Annotated in this window: 17 protein-coding genes and 1 pseudogene; 13 read left to right on the top strand and 5 right to left on the bottom strand. The window is 61.9% G+C overall.

The window, feature by feature from the left end; all coding sequences use genetic code 11:
• The first annotated feature begins 2 nt into the window (after positions 1 to 2).
• The 5 genes from QF039_RS17195 to QF039_RS17175 are packed head-to-tail and all read left to right on the top strand — an operon-like array spanning position 3 to position 4,361.
• Positions 3 to 350 carry a zinc ribbon domain-containing protein gene (locus tag QF039_RS17195; RefSeq protein ID WP_008432727.1) on the top strand — a complete coding sequence of 116 codons (348 nt, stop codon included), beginning with the start codon at positions 3 to 5 and terminating at the stop codon, positions 348 to 350.
• 15 nt (positions 351 to 365) lie between these two features.
• On the top strand, positions 366 to 1,409 hold the full coding sequence (locus QF039_RS17190; RefSeq protein ID WP_003218599.1) for an aliphatic amidase: 1,044 nt from the start codon (positions 366 to 368) through the stop codon (positions 1,407 to 1,409).
• Between the two features lie 3 nt (positions 1,410 to 1,412).
• The gene (locus QF039_RS17185) at positions 1,413 to 2,369 is read left to right on the top strand and encodes an AAA family ATPase (RefSeq protein WP_177020137.1); all 957 of its coding nucleotides are present in this window, start codon (positions 1,413 to 1,415) and stop codon (positions 2,367 to 2,369) included.
• A gap of 50 nt (positions 2,370 to 2,419) precedes the next feature.
• Entirely contained in the window at positions 2,420 to 2,983 is a 564-nt protein-coding gene (locus tag QF039_RS17180) for a DUF2239 family protein (protein WP_177048459.1), read from the top strand.
• Positions 2,984 to 3,005: 22 nt separating this feature from the next.
• Positions 3,006 to 4,361: an MATE family efflux transporter gene (locus QF039_RS17175; protein ID WP_102606512.1), complete on the top strand. Its 1,356-nt coding sequence runs from the start codon at positions 3,006 to 3,008 to the stop codon at positions 4,359 to 4,361.
• Positions 4,362 to 4,871: 510 nt separating this feature from the next.
• Here the strand turns inward: QF039_RS17175 and QF039_RS17170 are convergent.
• Positions 4,872 to 5,681 (bottom strand): helix-turn-helix transcriptional regulator, encoded by an 810-nt coding sequence (locus QF039_RS17170; RefSeq protein ID WP_307519649.1) that lies wholly within the window; start codon positions 5,679 to 5,681, stop codon positions 4,872 to 4,874.
• 116 nt (positions 5,682 to 5,797) lie between these two features.
• Between QF039_RS17170 and QF039_RS17165 the strand changes: the two genes are divergently transcribed.
• On the top strand, positions 5,798 to 6,682 hold the full coding sequence (locus QF039_RS17165) for an EamA family transporter (RefSeq protein ID WP_177036031.1): 885 nt from the start codon (positions 5,798 to 5,800) through the stop codon (positions 6,680 to 6,682).
• Here QF039_RS17165 and QF039_RS17160 read toward each other — a convergent pair.
• Complete coding sequence (locus QF039_RS17160) at positions 6,660 to 7,217, bottom strand: GNAT family N-acetyltransferase (RefSeq protein WP_177036032.1); 558 nt, start codon at positions 7,215 to 7,217, stop codon at positions 6,660 to 6,662. The two genes, QF039_RS17165 and QF039_RS17160, sit on opposite strands and share 23 nt — an antisense overlap.
• A gap of 146 nt (positions 7,218 to 7,363) precedes the next feature.
• Between QF039_RS17160 and QF039_RS17155 the strand changes: the two genes are divergently transcribed.
• The 6 genes from QF039_RS17155 to QF039_RS17130 all read left to right on the top strand — a co-directional run bounded on the left by QF039_RS17155 (position 7,364) and on the right by QF039_RS17130 (position 14,108).
• On the top strand, positions 7,364 to 7,864 hold the full coding sequence (locus tag QF039_RS17155; protein ID WP_003219490.1) for a sigma-70 family RNA polymerase sigma factor: 501 nt from the start codon (positions 7,364 to 7,366) through the stop codon (positions 7,862 to 7,864).
• A gap of 32 nt (positions 7,865 to 7,896) precedes the next feature.
• Entirely contained in the window at positions 7,897 to 8,871 is a 975-nt protein-coding gene (locus QF039_RS17150) for a FecR family protein (RefSeq protein ID WP_008432738.1), read from the top strand.
• Between the two features lie 96 nt (positions 8,872 to 8,967).
• Positions 8,968 to 11,373, top strand: coding sequence for a TonB-dependent receptor (locus QF039_RS17145; RefSeq protein ID WP_307519645.1), 2,406 nt, complete (start codon positions 8,968 to 8,970; stop codon positions 11,371 to 11,373).
• Between the two features lie 222 nt (positions 11,374 to 11,595).
• Positions 11,596 to 12,567, top strand: a complete 972-nt coding sequence (locus QF039_RS17140) for a type III secretion protein (RefSeq protein WP_177023251.1) — start codon at positions 11,596 to 11,598, stop codon at positions 12,565 to 12,567.
• An 84-nt stretch (positions 12,568 to 12,651) separates the two neighbouring features.
• Positions 12,652 to 12,996 carry a hypothetical protein gene (locus QF039_RS17135; protein WP_238544218.1) on the top strand — a complete coding sequence of 115 codons (345 nt, stop codon included), beginning with the start codon at positions 12,652 to 12,654 and terminating at the stop codon, positions 12,994 to 12,996.
• Between the two features lie 497 nt (positions 12,997 to 13,493).
• Positions 13,494 to 14,108 carry a type III secretion effector protein gene (locus QF039_RS17130; protein ID WP_307519642.1) on the top strand — a complete coding sequence of 205 codons (615 nt, stop codon included), beginning with the start codon at positions 13,494 to 13,496 and terminating at the stop codon, positions 14,106 to 14,108.
• Between the two features lie 46 nt (positions 14,109 to 14,154).
• Here QF039_RS17130 and QF039_RS17125 read toward each other — a convergent pair whose 3' ends face one another.
• Complete coding sequence (locus QF039_RS17125; RefSeq protein ID WP_087693074.1) at positions 14,155 to 15,306, bottom strand: MFS transporter; 1,152 nt, start codon at positions 15,304 to 15,306, stop codon at positions 14,155 to 14,157.
• 278 nt (positions 15,307 to 15,584) lie between these two features.
• The gene (locus QF039_RS17120; RefSeq protein ID WP_102369456.1) at positions 15,585 to 15,830 is read right to left on the bottom strand and encodes a hypothetical protein; all 246 of its coding nucleotides are present in this window, start codon (positions 15,828 to 15,830) and stop codon (positions 15,585 to 15,587) included.
• Positions 15,831 to 15,922: 92 nt separating this feature from the next.
• Between QF039_RS17120 and QF039_RS17115 the strand changes: the two genes are divergently transcribed.
• Positions 15,923 to 16,744 carry a helix-turn-helix domain-containing protein gene (locus QF039_RS17115; protein ID WP_177009176.1) on the top strand — a complete coding sequence of 274 codons (822 nt, stop codon included), beginning with the start codon at positions 15,923 to 15,925 and terminating at the stop codon, positions 16,742 to 16,744.
• Here QF039_RS17115 and QF039_RS17110 read toward each other — a convergent pair.
• A pseudogene (locus tag QF039_RS17110) lies at positions 16,686 to 17,907 on the bottom strand (sugar MFS transporter). The gene QF039_RS17115 and the pseudogene QF039_RS17110 sit on opposite strands and share 59 nt — an antisense overlap.
• Between the last annotated feature and the right edge of the window lie 33 nt (positions 17,908 to 17,940).

Raw genomic sequence — 17,940 nt, 5'->3', positions numbered from 1 at the left:
CCATGCCGACCTACGAATATGCCTGTGAGTCCTGCGGCACCTTCACGATGCTGCGGCCCATGGCCCAGCGTCACGAACCCAGCCAATGCCCGTATTGCGACGGCCCGGGCGGGCAGTTGCTGCTGTCGGCGCCGGCGCTGACCACGCTGTCGGCCAATCAGCGCAAGGCCATAGCCGGTAACGAGCGCAGCGCCCATGCGCCGCAAACCGTCGGCGAATATCAGGCAGCGCGCAAGCACCCGGCGGGCTGCAGTTGCTGTGGCACCAGCAAGCCGGTGGTGCCGAGCAAGGCCAACCCGCTGGGGCTCAAGACCAGGACCGGGCCACGGCCCTGGATGATCAGTCATTGACCGAGGAGATTTGCAATGCGCCATGGCGACATTTCCAGCAGCCCGGATACGGTCGGCGTTGCTGTCGTGAACTACAAGATGCCGCGCCTGCACAGCAAGGCCGAGGTCATCGATAACGCGAAGAAGATTGCCGAGATTATTGTCGGCATGAAGCAGGGTTTGCCCGGCATGGACCTGGTGGTGTTCCCCGAATACAGCACCATGGGGATCATGTACGACCACGACGAGATGATGGCGACCGCCGCGAGTATTCCCGGCGAGGAGACGGCGATTTTCTCCGCGGCCTGTCGCCAGGCCAATACCTGGGGCGTGTTTTCCCTGACCGGTGAACGCCACGAGGAGCACCCGCACAAGGCGCCGTACAACACGCTGGTGCTGATCAATAACCTCGGCGAGATCGTCCAGCGTTACCGCAAATGCATTCCGTGGTGCCCGATCGAGGGCTGGTACCCGGGCGATCGCACCTACGTATGCGACGGGCCCAAGGGCATGAAGGTCAGCCTGATCATCTGCGACGACGGCAACTACCCGGAGATCTGGCGTGACTGTGCGATGAAAGGCGCCGAGCTGATCGTGCGCTGCCAGGGCTATATGTACCCGGCCAAGGAGCAGCAGGTGCAGATGTCCAAGAGCATGGCCTGGGCCAATAACTGCTACGTGGCGGTGGCGAATGCGGCGGGGTTCGACGGGGTGTATTCGTACTTCGGGCACTCGGCGATCATCGGCTTCGATGGCCGTACTTTGGGCGAGTGCGGCGAGGAAGAGATGGGCATTCAGTACGCGCAGCTGTCGGTGTCGCAGATCCGCGATGCGCGGGCCAACGACCAGTCGCAGAACCATCTGTTCAAGCTGCTGCACCGTGGCTACACCGGCATGCATGCCTCGGGCGATGGGGACAAGGGCGTGGCGGATTGCCCATTCGAGTTCTATCGCACCTGGGTGCTGGACGCGCAAAAGGCCCAAGAGAATGTCGAGGCCTTCACCCGCAGCACCGTCGGTGTCGCCGAATGCCCGGTGGGGCAGTTGCCCCATGGCGGTAAAGAAAAAACGGCGGGTTGAGGCATGCGGTTTACTTTTGAACCGGCCCAGGTCATGGCCTTGCTGCGCAGCCGTATCGTTGGCCAGGACGCAGCCCTGGCCCAAATGGAAGGGTTGCTCAAGGTGGTCAAGGCCGATATCGGTGAGCGTGAGCGGCCGTTGAGCGTCAACCTGTTCATGGGGCCTACCGGGGTCGGCAAGACGGAAATCGTCCGGCTGCTGGCGCAGGCGTTGCACGGGCGTGCCGACGGGTTCTGCCGTATCGACATGCACACCCTGGCCCAGGAGCATTATGCCGCCGCACTCACCGGTGCACCGCCGGGTTATGTCGGCAGCAAGGAGGGCATCAGCCTGTTCAACAGCGAATTGATCCAGGGTAGCTACAGTCGCCCTGGTATCGTGCTGTTCGACGAGTTGGAAAAAGCCAGCCAGGAAGTGGTGCGCAGCCTGCTGGGCATCCTTGAAAACGGCCAGCTGACGCTGGCGGGCGGCGCTCGTACGCTGGACTTTCGCAACAGCCTGATCTTCATGACCAGCAATATCGGCGCCCAGCAGGCGCGTCGGCACCGGCAACGCTTTGCCCCGTTGCGCTGGTGGGGGCGCGGTGAAGCGGGGGTGTTGGAGGACGCCTTGCACCGCCACTTCGAGCCGGAATTTCTCAATCGCATCGACCGTATCCTGATGTTCGAGCCCATCGACCATCAGTGGCTTGAGGCACTGCTCAAGGTGGAACTCGGCAAACTCAATCAACGCCTGGCGGCGCAGCACCGTTCATTGGTGCTGGATGAATCGGCACGTGCCTGGCTGTGCCGCGACCATGACGTACGGTTCGGCGCCCGCGCCTTGGGCCGCCGATTGCGGGTGGAGCTGGAGCCGGCGATTGCCGAATGCGTATTGCGCGACCCGGGTGTGGGCCCCATGGGCGCGACTGTCGACAGTGATCGTTTGGTGGTTTCGCAACAAGCGGCTTGCATCCAATAAATTTCAGACTAATATAACCCGGGTAAAACAAAATAATCCGGGTAAAAGTCATGAGCGCATCACAGTGCACCGCCTTCCTTGGCCACCAACGCGTGGCTGCCGGCTCTTATGCCGACGTCGCCAAAAACCTGAAAAGCCTCGACCTGGCGACGGGCAGCTTGCTGGTGTTTGATGACGCCAGCGGTGTTCAAGTCGACTATCCCTGGCCCGCCGGTTACGCACCGCAGCAACCGACCCTCGCGGTGACGGAGGCCGACGTGCCGGCGTCACCTACTGTAGGCCGTCCGAAGCTGGGGGTGGTCGCCCGTGAAGTGACCTTGCTGCCGAGGCACTGGGAGTGGCTGGGACAACAACGCGGCGGCGCCTCGGCGGCCTTGCGCCGGTTGGTGGACGAAGCGCGCAACGCCCATGCCGAGCACGATGAGCGGCGCCAGGCGAAGGAGTCCAGCTATCGTTTCATGAGCGCCATCGGCGGCGACCTGCCAGGTTTTGAAGAAGCCTCGCGGGCGTTGTTTGCCCAGGACGGCGCGGAATTTTCCAACAGGATCGCGCACTGGCCGGTGGATGTGAAGTTGTACCTGGCCTGGTTGTCACGCAACGCTTTCCCTGCCTAATTGCATTGAGATCCGAACCTTCATGGAAGTCACCCAGCAACGACCGTTGTGGCAGATCTACCTGATCTTTCTGGCACCCATGGTGCTGTCCAATTTCCTCCAGAGCTTTTCCGGCACGCTGAACGGGATCTATGTCGGGCAGATGCTCGGCACCCAGGCGTTGGCGGCGGTGTCGGGGATGTTCCCCATCGTGTTTTTCTTTATCGCCCTGGTGATCGGCCTGGGGGCGGGTGCTTCGGTGCTGATCGGCCAGGCGTGGGGCGCGCAGGAAACCTCGATGGTCAAGTCGATCACCGGCGCCACCCTGACCCTCGGCGCCCTGATCGGGGTGATCGCGGCGGTGCTGGGCAGCGTGTTTGCGCGCCCGGCAATGCAGGCCCTGGGCACACCGGTGGATGTGCTGGATGACGCGGTGGGTTATGCGCAGATGATGATGCTGATCATGCCGCTGTTGCTGGTGTTCATCCTGTTCACCCAACTGCTGCGGGGCGTGAGTGACACGGTGTCGCCCTTATTGGCGCTGATGGTGTCGACCACCGTGGGCCTGGTGCTGACCCCTGCGCTGATCAAGGGTTGGCTGGGCCTGCCGCCGATGGGTATCCAGAGCGCGGTGGTGGCGGGGTTGGTGGGTAATGCCCTGGCGATGACGTTCCTGGTGCTGCGCCTGCGCCATAAAAACCACGTGATGGCGCCGGATCGCCAGTTGATGGCGGCGCTGCGGCTGGATCGGATGATCCTGGGCAAGGTCCTGCGTATCGGGTTGCCCACCGGGTTGCAGATGGTGGTGCTGTCGTTGTCGGAGCTGGTGATTCTGGCGCTGGTCAACAGCCATGGTTCCCAGGCGACGGCGGCGTATGGGGCGGTGACGCAGATCGTCAACTATGTGCAGTTTCCGGCGTTGTCGATTGCGATCACGGCGTCGATTCTGGGGGCGCAGGCGATCGGGGCGGGGCGCCTGGAGCGGATCGGGCCGATCCTGCGTACGGGGATTTTGATCAACCTGTGCCTGACGGGTGGGTTGATAGTGCTGGGGTATGTGTTGTCGCACTGGCTGTTGGGGTTGTTCATTACCGACGTGGATGCGCGGGTCAAGGCCGAGCACCTGCTGCATATCATGCTCTGGAGCATCCTGGTGTTCGGCTTCCAGGCCGTGGTGGGCGGGATCATGCGGGCCAGCGGGGTGGTGCTGGTGCCGGTGGGGATCTCGATCGTTTGCGTGTTGGGGGTGGAGTTGCCGGTGGCGTATCTGCTGAATGCGCGGTTTGGGTTGGAGGGGGTTTGGATGGCGTTTCCGGTGACGTATCTGGCGATGTTGGGGTTGCAGACGGCTTATTACCGGCTGGTTTGGCGGCATAAGCAGATCAAGCGGTTGGTGTGAGGTTTTTTTGGCGGGGCGGGGTGTACAAAAAGCGGCAAAGTAACCAAAACGCTCTTCCCCGCCTGTTGGCACCTCGCCTGGGCTCGGTGTTCCCTCACTCCGGCATTACTCCGCGTGCCGCCGCGCCGCACTGCCTGCGTTCGGCCTCGGGCTGAGTGGGGCAGTCAGATCAAGATCAAAAGCAAGAGCACGGCGGCCTGAACGCCGACCTGAGTGTTAGAAGCCAGATCAAAAGCCAGAGCGAAAGCAGAGCTGCTTTTCTGTGGGAGCTGGCTTGCCTGCGATGCAGACAACTCGGTGAATCAGATACACCGAGGTGATGCCATCGCAGGCAAGCCAGCTCCCACATTTGAACCGTGCCCGCTTTAGCTTTTGATTTTGATCTTAGGCACACAGCGCCAAGGCGAGGTGCCGAGTGGTGGGGCAAGAGCGTTTTGCTTGCTTTTGACTGGGCCGGCATTCCGGCTGTTCAAAAGTGAGCCGCTGTAAGAGCGGAATCCTAGGTGGTCGTTACCTAAATAACGGATATGTACCGCGACCCATCCCCCGCAACTCCCTGGTGAAATAACGGCTCGGTACCTCACCCAACACACGCTTGAACACCGTGGCAAACGCACTCGGGCTGCTATACCCCAGATCCAGCGCCACCCTGGTCACCGGTTCCCCATTGCCCAGCCGCACAATCGCCGCCAGCAAACAGGCTTGCTGGCGCCATTGCAGGTAACTGATCCCCGTGGCCTGGCGGAACTGGCGGGTAAAAGTCCGGCGGCTCATACCCGCGCCGAGGGCCATGGCATCAATGTCGATTTCCAACGAAGGCCCGGCCAGGAACGCTTCGCAGGCCTTCGCCAATCGAGGCTCGGCCGGCAACGGCGCACACAGCGGCAGCACCGGCATCCGGGCGATCTCGTGCAGCAGCAAGCCCATCAAATAGCTGTCGCGGCCACCCATCGCGTAACGCGCAGGTACCTCGACGGCCTTCTCCAGCAACTGCCCAAGCAGCGGCGACACATCCAGCACCTGGCACTGTTGCGGCAACTCCAGCCGCCGCGCCGCCTGCGGGCGAATGTAGGTGTTGAGCATCGTCACCGGCCCGCGCATCAGCATGGCGTGGGACACATGCGGCGGCACCCAGATCGCGCGGCGGGGCGGCACGACCCAGTTACCGGTAGCGGTGTAGACCGTGATGACGCCCCGGCTGGCATACGCAAACTGCCCGCGTGGGTGCGCGTGGTCGGGGAACAACTGGCCGTCGGCATAGTCGATGGCGGTCACGACCACGTCGCGGGGGGTGTTTTCGTAGGGATGAATATCGGGCATGGCCTGATTCTAGCCTTTGTTGACCCACAATCGCAGGCGGGCCATCGCAGTTTGCGAAAAAATCTGCCGGATGCACGGCCTCTTGTCGTGCCAACCAGCAAATGGACCCCGTCACCATGAAGCACAAACACCTGTTACTGGCCGTCCTGGTGACGGCCGTGTGGGGATTCAACTTCCCCATTACCAAGCTGGGCCTGGCCGAGATCAACCCATTGTTGCTGACGGCCCTGCGTTTCACCCTGGCTGCGTTGCCTTGGGTGTTTCTGGTGAAACGGCCCCAGGTGGCGGTGAAGTGGCTGGCGGCCTACGGCTTGATCTTCGGGGTGGCGATGTGGGCCTTGATCAACCTCGGGATCGCCATGGGCGTGCCGCCCGGCAGCGCGTCATTGCTGATCCAGTTCAGCGCATTTTTCACCCTGGGCTGGGGCGTGCTGCTGTTTCGAGAAAGCCTGTCCCTGCCGCAATTGATCAGCGTGGCGCTGGCGGCCATGGGCTTGGTGGGCATGCTGTTGGGTGTGCAGGGGGCGGCGACGATGCTGGGGTTTGCCCTGGTGCTGTTCAGTGCGCTGGCCTGGAGCATTGGCAATATCATCATCAAGGTCTCCGGGGTGCGGGAGATCTTTGCCTTCGTGGTCTGGGCCAGCCTGTTTGCACCGCTGCCGCTGGTACTGTTGACGTGGCTGCTGGACGGCCCGCAAGCCTTTATCGCCTTGCCTGCTCAGTTGAACCGCGTGGCGTTGTTCTCGCTGGCGTTTCAGGTGTATGGCGCGACGCACTTCTGTTATTGGGGCTGGAACCTGCTGCTGCGCGAGTACCCGGTTTCCCGGGTGGCGCCCCTGTCACTGCTGATCCCGGTGTTTGGCGTCGTCAGCTCAATGCTGATTCTGGGGGAGCGCCCCGGGGTTTCCCAGTGGCAGGCCATGGGCTTGATTCTGTTGGCCTTGATCGTGGCAATGAAGAAGGGACGCCCGTTGTGGGTCAGGCAGGGCGGTCACGCTTGAGCAGGCCATACAGCGCGCTGTCCGAGATCTCATCGCCGACCACCCAGCGTTCGCGCAACAGGCCTTCGCGCACAAAACCCAGGCGCTCGAGCAATCTTGCGGAGCCCAGGTTGCGTGGGTCGATATCGGCTTCAAGGCGGCGCAGCCCGACGGTGTTGAAGCCGTGGTCGATCACGGCACGGGCCGCCTCGCTCATGTAGCCCTTGCCCCAATGCTGGCGGTTCAGGGTAAAGCCGATTTCGGCACGACCGCATTGCTCATCCACATTGAACAGGTCGCAACTGCCGATCACCTCGCCGGTGGTCAGCAACTCCACCATGCACACCAGGTCTTCACCGGCAATCGAGGCTTCCATCAGTTGGCCGAAGCGTTCAACGGCCTGCTCGGCGCGGGTCATGGTGGGAAAGGAAAAGTAGCGCATGGCTTCGGGATCGGACCAGATGGCAAACAGCGCGCGCCAATCATCCTGATGGGGAGGGCGCAGGCCCAGGCGCTCGGTGGTGAGGAGAAAGGGGGCGAAAAAAGGCAGGGTCATAAGGTGCTCGTCCGTGAAAGTCACGGGCGAATGCTGCCGGGATTGGGCGGGATGTACAAGGGTCAAGGAAAGAGGACGACGGGAAGCAATTGCTCCACTTAATAGGAAGCATTACTATTCACGCCCCGCCTCCCCAGTGCACCCAGATGACTCCTCAGCCGCCCCGCAGAACAGGCTTTTTCGAGCACTACGAAGAGTTGATCGGGACCTGGACGCGCCGCCTGAGAAACCGTCAGCAGGCCGAAGACCTGGCCCACGACACTTTTGTGCGGGTGCTTGAATCCAGCGCCACCAAGGTTGAGCAACCTCGCGCCTATCTGCATCAAACGGCGCGCAATATCGCCGTTGACGCCTATCGCCGCGAGGACCGGCGGGAGGCGATGGCCCTGGAAGCCTTTGATCAGAGTTCGCCCCACAGTGGCGACCCGGAGCATTTCATGCACGCGATCCAGCTGGCGGATTCCATCGAGCGAGCCCTGGCCGAGCTGCCGCTCAATTGCCGCAAGATTTTCATCTGGCAGAAAATCGAGGGCCTGACCCAGCAGGAAATCGCCGAACGCCTAGGCCTGTCTAAAAACATGGTGGAAAAGTATATGATCCGCACCCTGCGGCATCTACGTGACCGCCTGGATGCGATGGCACCATGACCAATGCCCGCTTTGAAACAGGATCTTCCATGATGGATACCCGTGAGTGTGCCTGCGGCAGCGCGACGGCCCGCGACGAGGCGGCGCAATGGTTTGTGCGTGTGCAGGACAGCCCATTGAGCGCAGAAGAACGCGAGCGTTTTGATGCCTGGCGTGCAGAGCATGCCGAGCACCAGTACGAATTTGATGTGCTGCAAGGTTTGTGGAGTGCCACCGACCTGGTGCCCAAGGCGCGCTTGCAGGCGTTGTGCGATGCCCCGCAGCCGCGTGCGAAGCGCCGGCCCGTGCTGCGTTATGCAGTGGCTGCAAGTGTGCTGGCGGTGGCCCTGGGCCTGGGGTTGTTCAGTGGCCTGGATCATCCGGCGACGTATAACGCCGAGTTCCGCACCGCACTGGGGGAGCGCCGGCAGGTGGCGTTGCCCGACGGCTCACTGATGGACTTGAACAGCCGCAGCGTGGTGGCCGTGCACTATGTAAAAGGCCAGCGCGGCATCGAGCTCAAGCAGGGCGAGGCCATGTTCAGCGTCGAGCACGACACCAGCCGGCCCTTCGTGGTGGACGCCGGGGCAGGGCAGGTGACGGTTACCGGTACGCGTTTCGACGTGCGCCGCGATGACGACCAGACCCGCGTGGTGGTCGAGGCCGGTACGGTCAAAGTGCAAGGGCGCTCATCCGATGACATCGTGATGCTCACGGCTGGTCGGGGCACCCATGTGGATACCCGGGGCCAGGTGGCGGCTGCCTACGCCGTCAACCCTGAAGAGCTCACGGCCTGGCGCACCGGCAAACTGGTGTTCAACAACGCCACTCTCGGCGAAGTGGCTCGGGAGGTCTCACGTTACCGCGAGCAACCTTTGCGGGTCAGCGCGCCCGCGGTGAGCAACCTGCGCTTGACCAGCGTGTTCAAATCCACCGACACCGACGCCTTGCTCAAGGCCTTGCCGCACATTCTTCCGGTGGCCTTGCGCACCTTGCCGGACGGTAGCCAGGAAATAATTTCGCGATAGATTCAGGTTTTTTTCGAGTTCTTCGTCTTCTTGTGCAACTGCAACTGGTTTGCATTAACAGCCGCACTCTCTTGCGATCACAGGACTACGTTCGACGTGAAAAAACTCGCCATGAAAAACAATAAATCATCCCGCTGGGCACCCCTCGCCCTGGCGCTGGCCTTCAGCGCCGCACTTCCGGCGGCCTATGCTGACGATGGCATTCATATCCAGGCCCAGTCCCTGGGTTCGGCCTTGAGCCAATTGGGTCAGCAGACGTCGCTGCAAGTGTTCTTCAGCCCCGACATGGTGGCCGGCAAACAAGCCCCGGCCGTCGACGGCAACCTTTCGCCCGAACAAGCGCTGCGCCAGTTGCTGCAGGGCAGCGGCCTGGATTACCAGATCGATGCGGGCTCCGTGACCCTGCGCCCGCTGGGCAAGGGCACCGGCGAAGCCGGTTCGCCGCTGGAGTTGGGTGCCACCGACATCAAGGTGGTCGGCGACTGGCTCGGCGACGCGAATGCCCAAGTGGTGCAGAACCACCCGGGGGCGCGCACCGTGGTGCGCCGTGAAGCCATGGTGGAGCAGGGCGCGATGAACGTCGGTGACGTGCTGCGGCGCATTCCCGGGGTGCAGGTACAGGAGGCCAACGGCACCGGTGGCAGTGATATTTCCCTCAACGTCGGGGTACGCGGCCTGACCTCGCGTCTGTCGCCACGCTCCACGGTATTGATCGACGGCGTACCGGCAGCGTTTGCACCCTACGGCCAGCCGCAGTTGTCGATGGCGCCGATTTCCTCCGGCAACCTCGACAGCATCGACGTGGTGCGTGGCGCAGGCTCCGTACGTTATGGACCACAGAACGTCGGCGGCGTGATCAACTTCGTCACCCGGGCCATCCCGGAAAAATTCTCCGGCGAAGTCGGCACCACCCTGGAAACCGCGGCCCACGGCGGCTGGAAACACATTGAAAACGCCTTCATCGGCGGCACCGCCGACAACGGTATCGGTGCTGCGTTGCTGTATTCCGGGACCAAGGGCGATGGTTACCGCGACCGCAACAACTCCAACGACATCGACGACGTGATCTTCAAGACCCACTGGGCGCCGACCGATCAAGACGATTTCTCGCTGAATTTCCACTACTACGACGCCAGCGCCGACATGCCCGGCGGCCTGACCCAGAAGCAGTACGACGCCAACCCGTATCAATCGGTACGTGACTGGGACAACTTCAATGGCCGGCGCAAGGATATGTCCTTCAAGTACATCCGGCAGATCGACGACCGCACCCAGGCTGAAGTGCTGACCTACTACTCCGACAGTTTCCGCGGCAGCAACATCGCCAACCGCGACCTGAAGACCCTGGGTTCCTACCCGCGCACCTACTACACCTTCGGCATCGAGCCGCGTGTGTCCCATGTATTTGACCTGGGGCCGAGCACCCAGGAAGTCAGCGTCGGTTATCGCTACCTCAAGGAAGGCATGCACGAGCAGGCCACCAGCCTGGCGCTGGTCAACAACGTGCCGACGCCCGTGGGCCAGAGTGACGGCCACGTGTACCAGGACCGTACCGGTGGCACCGAGGCCAACTCGTTCTATATCGACAACAAGATTGATATCGGCAAATGGACCGTCACCCCGGGCATTCGCTTTGAGCAGATTCGCACCGAATGGCACGACCGTCCGGTGGTAGGCCTCAATGGCGCCACGGTTCAGGAGAAGCGCCGCGAGATCCACAACAACGAACCGCTGCCGGCCCTGAGCGTGATGTACCACGTCTCCGATGCCTGGAAGCTGTTTGCCAACTACGAAACCTCCTTCGGCAGCCTGCAATACTTCCAACTGGGCCAGGGCGGTAACGGCGACCAGACCGCGAACGGCCTGAACCCGGAAAAAGCCAAGACCTACGAAATCGGTACCCGCTACAACGACAACGTCTGGGGCGGCGAAGTGACGTTGTTCTACATCGACTTCTCGGACGAGTTGCAATACGTCAGCAACGATGTGGGCTGGACCAACCTCGGCGCTACCAAGCACGAGGGCATCGAAGCGTCGGCCCATTACGACCTGTCGAACCTCGACCCGCGCCTGGACGGCCTGACCGCCAACGCCGGCTTCACCTACACCAGGGCTACCTCCGAAGGCGACGTTGCCTTCAAGGGCCGCGACTTGCCGCTGTACTCCCGTGAAGTGGCCACCCTGGGGCTGCGTTACGACATCAACCACTGGACCCACAACCTGGACGTCTATGCCCAGTCCGGCCAGCGTGCGCCGGGCACCGGTACCACCTACATCACCCAGCCGACTGCTGATGGCCAGTACGGGGATATTCCCGGCTACGTCTCGGTCAACGTGCGCAGCGGTTATGACTTCGGTGCGCAACTGTCGAACCTGAAGCTGGGCGTCGGGGTAAAAAACGTGTTCAACCAGGAACACTACACCCGCTCCAGCGACAACAACTCCGGGATCTACCTGGGTGAACCGCGCACGTTCTTCGTGCAGGCCAGCGTCGGCTTCTGATGCGTGCCTGATCCCAGGTATCGACAGTGACGAGGGGGCGCAAGCCCCCTCGCCATAGCCCTTCTTCCTACTCTTTTTCTAACGATTTTCTGCGTCCGCAGGAACTGAATCCGACAGGTCTACCACACAAGGAGGTGCCCACTTTCCATGGGATACCTTGTATCGCCGAGGTGTCTTTGAGCCGGGAGTGAATCGTGTCAATACGCCGAACTGGAGATGCCTATGTCGGTAACCTTATCCAACTCAACTGTTGCCAACCCCTCTGATAACGCCGCGCAGCCGCATACTGATGCCGCCACATCGACGCAGTCACGCTCACGCTCCGGGCAGGGGTCGATCCACATCAGCTTCAACTTGCCACAGAATGGGATCGGCCCGGGATATTCGAATTGGACGACGACGCAGAGCACGATGGATCGCCATGGTGCCGCCAACAACTCATTCCGGGCGTCCTATGCAAACTCGTTCCTGGGCGGGCTGATCGGACAGCTTCAGGACTTTCTGCACAAGCTGTTCAATCCGTTCCGGCCTCACCCCGGTTATGGTCGTCCTGATCCTTCCATTCCACTCAGGCCTCTTCCCGGACACTGCCGTCCGACCCCCTGCAAGCCTGACCCGGGATACGGTCGCCCGGACCCACACTTTTCGAGGCAAACCCCCGATCAACTGGGGAACCTCCTCAAGAACAAATTTGATGCGTTCACGGTGCCGGGCCAGCCCTTCATCACAAAACAAAGCCTGGAGGAGATGGCGGGCAGACGGTTGACCAACGACCAGGACCGTAATGAGAACATTCTGTTGGCCCGGGAACTGCTGCGACGCCCAGACGTAATACAAGCCTTTGACCGAGCCGGCAGGACCGGTGATCTGGATGGTCGAATCTCCCGGCGGGACCTCAACGCCGTGCTCGACTCCGGCAACGCCTTGAAGTACAAGACCGACAAACAGCTCGCCGAACAGATGTTGAAGGACTTCGACGCCCTGAAGGGTATCTGGAGCCGCTCCATCAGTATCAAAGATTTGAAAAAATTGGCCGCATCGTCGTCGAGCGACCCAAAGCAACAGCGGCTCATCGAGTTGGCCAAGGAAGTCACTCAGCGCTCAAGCCTGTTAACGCTGATGGACTCTCTTGACCGGTATGACGGCAAGATCGGCAGAGCCGCCCTGCGCCACCTCTCTCTGAACCTGTTTTAGCTCGATCACGCCGCGACCCTCTCGCGGCGTGATGACCTGCCTTGATCAATCCGCTGCTTTCAAACTCTCAGCCAGGGCTCAGACATGGCTACACCTTCGTGTGGATCGCAAAATCCTGGCTATCAGCCAGCCTGTCTTGCGCCGACGGGCAGCGATACCCTGCAACCGCCCCCCGTTGCCGCACCGGGCAAACGGTGCGAAGAGGGCGCCGAAGCCCGGCGAGTGAAGAACTTCACCGGGCAGCACACATTCCAGGCCCCGGCGGCTGACGACTTCATCAAAGGCATGTTGCCGCACGGGCAGTTGCCTGCCTCCCACGCGCCTGGGTTACGCCCGTTGCGCGCGGTGATGGGCGCTATGGTCGCAGCGATCAAAGACCTTTGGCAGGAGACAAAACCGACCTCGCCAGGGTCTCGAAAAGCCGACTGATTCTTCGGTTTTTACATGTTGTCATTGGAACGCTGCTCTATCTCGGAACCATTGCCACCGGCACACCACACACCTTTGGCCTGTTTTCACCTGAGCGATACGGCGATTGCCGGGATGATGACCAGGTCAATGTGGAACCGGAAAATGGTGGAGATGAATCATGACAATCAACGGCGGGTCGGTCTGCCAGCACCTCGGTGCTACACCCTGTATTGCCCCGGCACTGGACGGCGGTACACGGGCAATTCACGCCGCTTCAAGTGAACCCGGTGAGGCTGCGCGAAAGCACAGCCATCAATCCGGCGGGGCGCCTGTCCGCTCATCAGGCTATCGGCCTCCTTTGCGGGGGGAGAGTCACTGCAGGAGTCTGCTGCAACACCTGGGGCTTCAGAACGAAGTGGCCAGCCGCCTCCGCGGGCCCAATCCCTACATTCGTTTGCCGGACAGCGATTTGGTGAGCGCGGCGAACGCCCAATTTGCCATGCTGAAAAAACTCCATGAGAACTGACGGACTGAAGCTGTCTTCACTGCAACGAATCGCCAGTAAAAAGCTCGGTGCCAGCCGAGAGGCCGACAGCGCTATCCTGCTTGCCAAGGCGATCATCCAGCGTCCGCGCCTGATCGATGCGATCCTCGACCAGGACGGCTACATCACCCGCGAAAGCCTGGCACAGGCCGAGAACGTCGTGTTCGGCAACAGCGATCCCAGTGCCTTCAGCCCGGACCCTTTCCACACAAAAAACAATGCCGATCTCGTCCGCCTGTTCAAGGAAATGTTCACCGAGTTACGGGACCGGTCGCGGGACCGCATGGGGTTTTTCGAGCAGATCTGCTACGTCAATATCGAGGTGCTGGCGATGATGAGCAAAGACCCGGATGAGCTCGACAGCCATGGCCAAGTTGTACTGGACCCGGCCACGGGGCTACCGAAGAAGAAATACGACGAACAGCAGGTGTATATGGCGAAAAACCTTGTGGACCGGCCGGGATTGTTGCGGTCGCTGGAAAACACCGCCGACAGCGGTCGGCGAATTTTCGGCAGCCATCACCAGGCGGGCTGGCTCAGCAACAAAACCCTTGATCGCTGGCTGGAACTCCAGAAAGTCAAATGACCCCGGGTTGACGCCTCAATATACGAGGCGTGATGGGGCTGGGTGGTCAGACCCGCAGTATTTTCCCGCTGATCGCCACACCGATCAGCAGTACGGCAATCAGCACAAAGGCAGTGCTCAAGCTGCTGCCATGGGCGATGAAGCCGATCACCGCAGGGCCGGCGAGAATGCCGGTGTAGCCCAGGGTGGTGATGGCGGGCACCGCAATGTGTTCCGGCATGACGGTCTGCTTGCCGACGGCGGTGTACAGCACCGGTACGATGTTCGAACACCCGGCACCGACCAACGCATACCCCAGCAGGGCGGTTTCCCACGCAGGGAATAGCGTCGCCAACAGCATGCCGCCGGCGGCGAGCGCGCCACCGAATACAATCACCCGGGTTGCGCCCAGGCGGCGAACTATCCTGTCGCCGGTAAGGCGCCCGACGGTCATGGTCAAGGCAAAGGCTGCGTAGCCAAGGCCCGCATAGGCTTCGTCAAGGCCGCGCTCGGCGCTCAGGAACACCGCGCTCCAGTCCAGCACGGCGCCTTCGGCAAGAAACACGATGCAGCACAGGCAGCCGATAAACAGCACCACGCCGTGGGGCACGGCAAAGGCCGGCCCGGAGCTTTCACTGCCGTAAGGCAGCAGGTGTGGCCCGGCCTTGAGCAAGGCCACTACGATGACGACGATCACGGCGAGGGTGGCCTGCAACGGCGACCAGCCCAACCCCAGCAGCCCGCTGACACCTGCCGCCCCGACGATCCCGCCCAGGCTGAACAGCCCGTGGAAGCCCGACATCATGGTCTTGCCGCTGGCCCGTTCGACCATCACCGCTTGCAGGTTGACCGTTGAGTCCACCGTGCCCAGGCCGGCACCAAACACAAACAGCGCGGCCATCAGCAACGGAATCGAGGTGACGGTGGCCAGCATCGGCAGGCCCAGGCAGATCAGGAGGGTGCCGCCGGTGGCCACTCGCCGGATACCGTAGCGCGACGCCAGGGCCCCGGCGACCGGCATTGCGATCATCGAGCCCACCCCCAGGCACAACAGCAAAAGGCCGAGGGTGCCCTCATTGAGTTGGGCGCGGGCCTTGGCATAAGGCACCAGTGGTGCCCAGGCGGCGATGCCGAAGCCGGCGATGAAAAACGCGATGCGGGTCGACATTTGTTCCAGCCGCCCGGGTACCACGGGCGCTGGGGTGCTGATGGCGGTCATGAAAAATCCTTGGTTTTGCGTTCAACGAACGATGTGCAGCGCAACATCCTTGCACATCAGGCCGTATCGAGCGAGCCGGGTTCCCTTGGCATGCCTGAACACAGGGCCAAACATTTTTTCCAGGATCATGGAACGCGACGGGCCTTTCCAACCACTATCAGTTCGTAGGACAAGTAACAACTTGAGGTGCGAGGTGGCCTGGAAGGTGCGTAATCCCCGCGAGAACTGGTGAACCCCGGGCTTCCAGCGACGGATTACCACCTTCCAGGCCGATCCTCTCACTTCAGCAGCCGCGCCAGTTTCGCATCCCGCACCTGCAACACTTCAAACAAGCCCAGGGCCTGCAGGGCGGGGAGGGCTTGCAGGATGTCCTGTTCGGCCAGCAAGCGCTGCTCGTCCGGGGTGGCCGGATCGCACCAGGTTCTGGCGTTGGCGAGGAATGCGCCCACCGTGCCTTTGCGCACGGTCACGCCATTGAATTGGCCTTGGTCGAGATGGTCGGGAAGCACGTCTTCTGCACGCATGGCGGAGCCCTCAATGAATGAATCCGCAGTCTGGGCGTGCGCAAATGGCTACACTGCCTTATCCAGGTCATTCAATACGGTAAAGCTGCCATATGCCGTCAACACTCGTTTCAGCCCAGCTCGCCAATGCGACCGGCGGTCCGTTGCTGGTGGCGACGTTGCGCAGCAGTCCGGTAGCACGCACCACGGCCCTTCATCAGCATGCCCGCGGGCAATTGCTCGGAGCCCAGCGCGGGTTGTTGTCGGTGCAGGCGGCGCACCAGCATTGGGTAGTACCGGCCACCCACGCGGTGTGGATTGCCCCCGATTGTTCCCACGCCTTGCGTTCCCACGGGCCGTTTGATGGCTGGAGTGTGTATGTCGAACCCCAGGCATGCGCAGGGCTGCCCCGACAGACGTGCGTTATCGCCACGTCGGCCTTGTTGCTGGAAGCCGTCAGGCGCGCGGCAACCTGGAGCCAGCCGCTGCTCGAGCCGCCTCAGTCACGGATCGCCCAGGTGATCCTTGATGAAATCGCCGGGTTGCCTCAGGAGCCATTCGGCTTACCGCTGCCCCGGGACCCGCGTCTGTTGCGCATCGCCCAGGCGCTGGCCGACAGTCCCGACGACAACCGCCTGCTGGAACACTGGGCGCAGTGGGCCGGTGTCTCGCCGCGTACCCTGGCCCGGCGGTTTGTTGCCGAGACCGGGTTCACCTTCAGCCAGTGGCGCCAGCGCGCACGGTTGTTGCGCGCCCTGGAGTTGCTGGCGGCGCATGCACCCGTGACCCGGGTTGCGCTGGACCTGGGTTATGAAAACGTCAGTGCCTTTATTGCGATGTTCCGGCGTACGTTCGGGACGACGCCGGGGCGGTACTTTACGGATGGCGCAAGCGACTACGGGCATATACCGCCACAATCACGAAACACCCCATAGGCAACAGGTAAGCCAGTGCCACTGTGCTGTTGTCCGCCACCTTGCCCATCAAGTAGGGCATCAGGGCGCCGCCGACGATCGCCATGATCATGAACGAACTGCCGCGCTTGGTGTGCGGCCCGAGGTTCTTCACGCCCATGGCGAACAGCGTCGGGAACATGATCGACATGAAGAAGAACACCGCGATCAGCGCGATCACCGAGATACCTTCCAGGCCGATCACCACCAGGCCGCACAACGCGATATTGATCAGCGCATAAATCAGCAGCAGCTTCTGCGCGCTGACCCGGCCCATCAGCCAGGTACTGAAGAAGCGCCCGAACATGAAGGCCAGCATTGCGATCGACAGCAGGTAGGCGGCTTGCTGATTGCCCATCTGTGCCCAATGCTCGGTGACGTAGTTGATGAAAAATGCGCCGACTCCGACCTGGGCCGCCACATAGAAAAACTGCGTGATCACCCCACCGACAAACTCCCGGTGCTGCCACAGACCTTTGCCGGCCGTCGGTTGCAGTGCCTGTTCCTGGGCGCGCAAATCCGGCAGCGGCGTGCGGGCGATCAGCAGTGCCACCAGCAGTACCAGAACCGCGATCACCACGTAGGTGGTCTGCAACGAACTCATGTCCGAGGCCGGTGTGCTGCCGGCGCTGAAGAACATCGCGCCGCCAATCAGCGGGCCGAAGAACTGGCCAAGGCCATTGAATGATTGCGCCAGGTTCAACCGCCGCTCGGCGCCCTGGGGTTCGCCCAGCACGGTGGCATAGGGGTTGGCAGCGGTCTCCAGGCAGCCCAGGCCGCAGGCGATGACAAACAGCGCGAACAGGAAAAACGGAAAGCTCGCCGCCGCAGCCGCCGGCATGAACAGCAGCGCGCCCGCCGCATACAGGCACAGGCCCAGCAGGATCCCGGCCTTGTAGCCGTGGCGGTCCATCAACAACCCGGCCGGCAAGGCGATCAGGAAGTACGCGCCGAAATAGGCGCTTTGCAACAGCCCGGACTGGGGCCTTGCTGACGTGCAGGACTTCCTGGAAGTGCTTGTTCAGTACGTCGAGCAAACCGTAGGACAAGCCCCAGAGGAAAAACAGACTGGTCACCAGCATCAGCGCCCAGCGATAGGTCGGCACGGCACGGGTGCCTGGCAGGTGTGTATCTTTGCTTAACATGACGCTTCTCCTGTTGTTTTTATGGGATCAAGG

The sequence above is a fragment of the Pseudomonas sp. W2I6 genome (genome assembly GCF_030815935.1).
Lineage (GTDB): Bacteria > Pseudomonadota > Gammaproteobacteria > Pseudomonadales > Pseudomonadaceae > Aquipseudomonas.
Note: the sequence above shows the minus strand (reverse complement) of the source record. Positions and strands in the feature narration are given on the sequence as shown.

Bases quoted from the DNA above. Each gene is read 5' to 3' on its own strand.
- QF039_RS17195 (WP_008432727.1), top strand. From the start codon at position 3: ATGCCGACCTACGAATATGCCTGTGAGTCCTGCGGCACCTTCACGATG.
- QF039_RS17190 (WP_003218599.1), top strand. From the start codon at position 366: ATGCGCCATGGCGACATTTCCAGCAGCCCGGATACGGTCGGCGTTGCT.
- QF039_RS17185 (WP_177020137.1), top strand. From the start codon at position 1,413: ATGCGGTTTACTTTTGAACCGGCCCAGGTCATGGCCTTGCTGCGCAGC.
- QF039_RS17180 (WP_177048459.1), top strand. From the start codon at position 2,420: ATGAGCGCATCACAGTGCACCGCCTTCCTTGGCCACCAACGCGTGGCT.
- QF039_RS17175 (WP_102606512.1), top strand. From the start codon at position 3,006: ATGGAAGTCACCCAGCAACGACCGTTGTGGCAGATCTACCTGATCTTT.
- QF039_RS17170 (WP_307519649.1), bottom strand. From the start codon at position 5,681: ATGCCCGATATTCATCCCTACGAAAACACCCCCCGCGACGTGGTCGTG.
- QF039_RS17165 (WP_177036031.1), top strand. From the start codon at position 5,798: ATGAAGCACAAACACCTGTTACTGGCCGTCCTGGTGACGGCCGTGTGG.
- QF039_RS17160 (WP_177036032.1), bottom strand. From the start codon at position 7,217: ATGACCCTGCCTTTTTTCGCCCCCTTTCTCCTCACCACCGAGCGCCTG.
- QF039_RS17155 (WP_003219490.1), top strand. From the start codon at position 7,364: ATGACTCCTCAGCCGCCCCGCAGAACAGGCTTTTTCGAGCACTACGAA.
- QF039_RS17150 (WP_008432738.1), top strand. From the start codon at position 7,897: ATGGATACCCGTGAGTGTGCCTGCGGCAGCGCGACGGCCCGCGACGAG.
- QF039_RS17140 (WP_177023251.1), top strand. From the start codon at position 11,596: ATGTCGGTAACCTTATCCAACTCAACTGTTGCCAACCCCTCTGATAAC.
- QF039_RS17135 (WP_238544218.1), top strand. From the start codon at position 12,652: ATGGCTACACCTTCGTGTGGATCGCAAAATCCTGGCTATCAGCCAGCC.
- QF039_RS17130 (WP_307519642.1), top strand. From the start codon at position 13,494: ATGAGAACTGACGGACTGAAGCTGTCTTCACTGCAACGAATCGCCAGT.
- QF039_RS17125 (WP_087693074.1), bottom strand. From the start codon at position 15,306: ATGACCGCCATCAGCACCCCAGCGCCCGTGGTACCCGGGCGGCTGGAA.
- QF039_RS17120 (WP_102369456.1), bottom strand. From the start codon at position 15,830: ATGCGTGCAGAAGACGTGCTTCCCGACCATCTCGACCAAGGCCAATTC.
- QF039_RS17115 (WP_177009176.1), top strand. From the start codon at position 15,923: ATGCCGTCAACACTCGTTTCAGCCCAGCTCGCCAATGCGACCGGCGGT.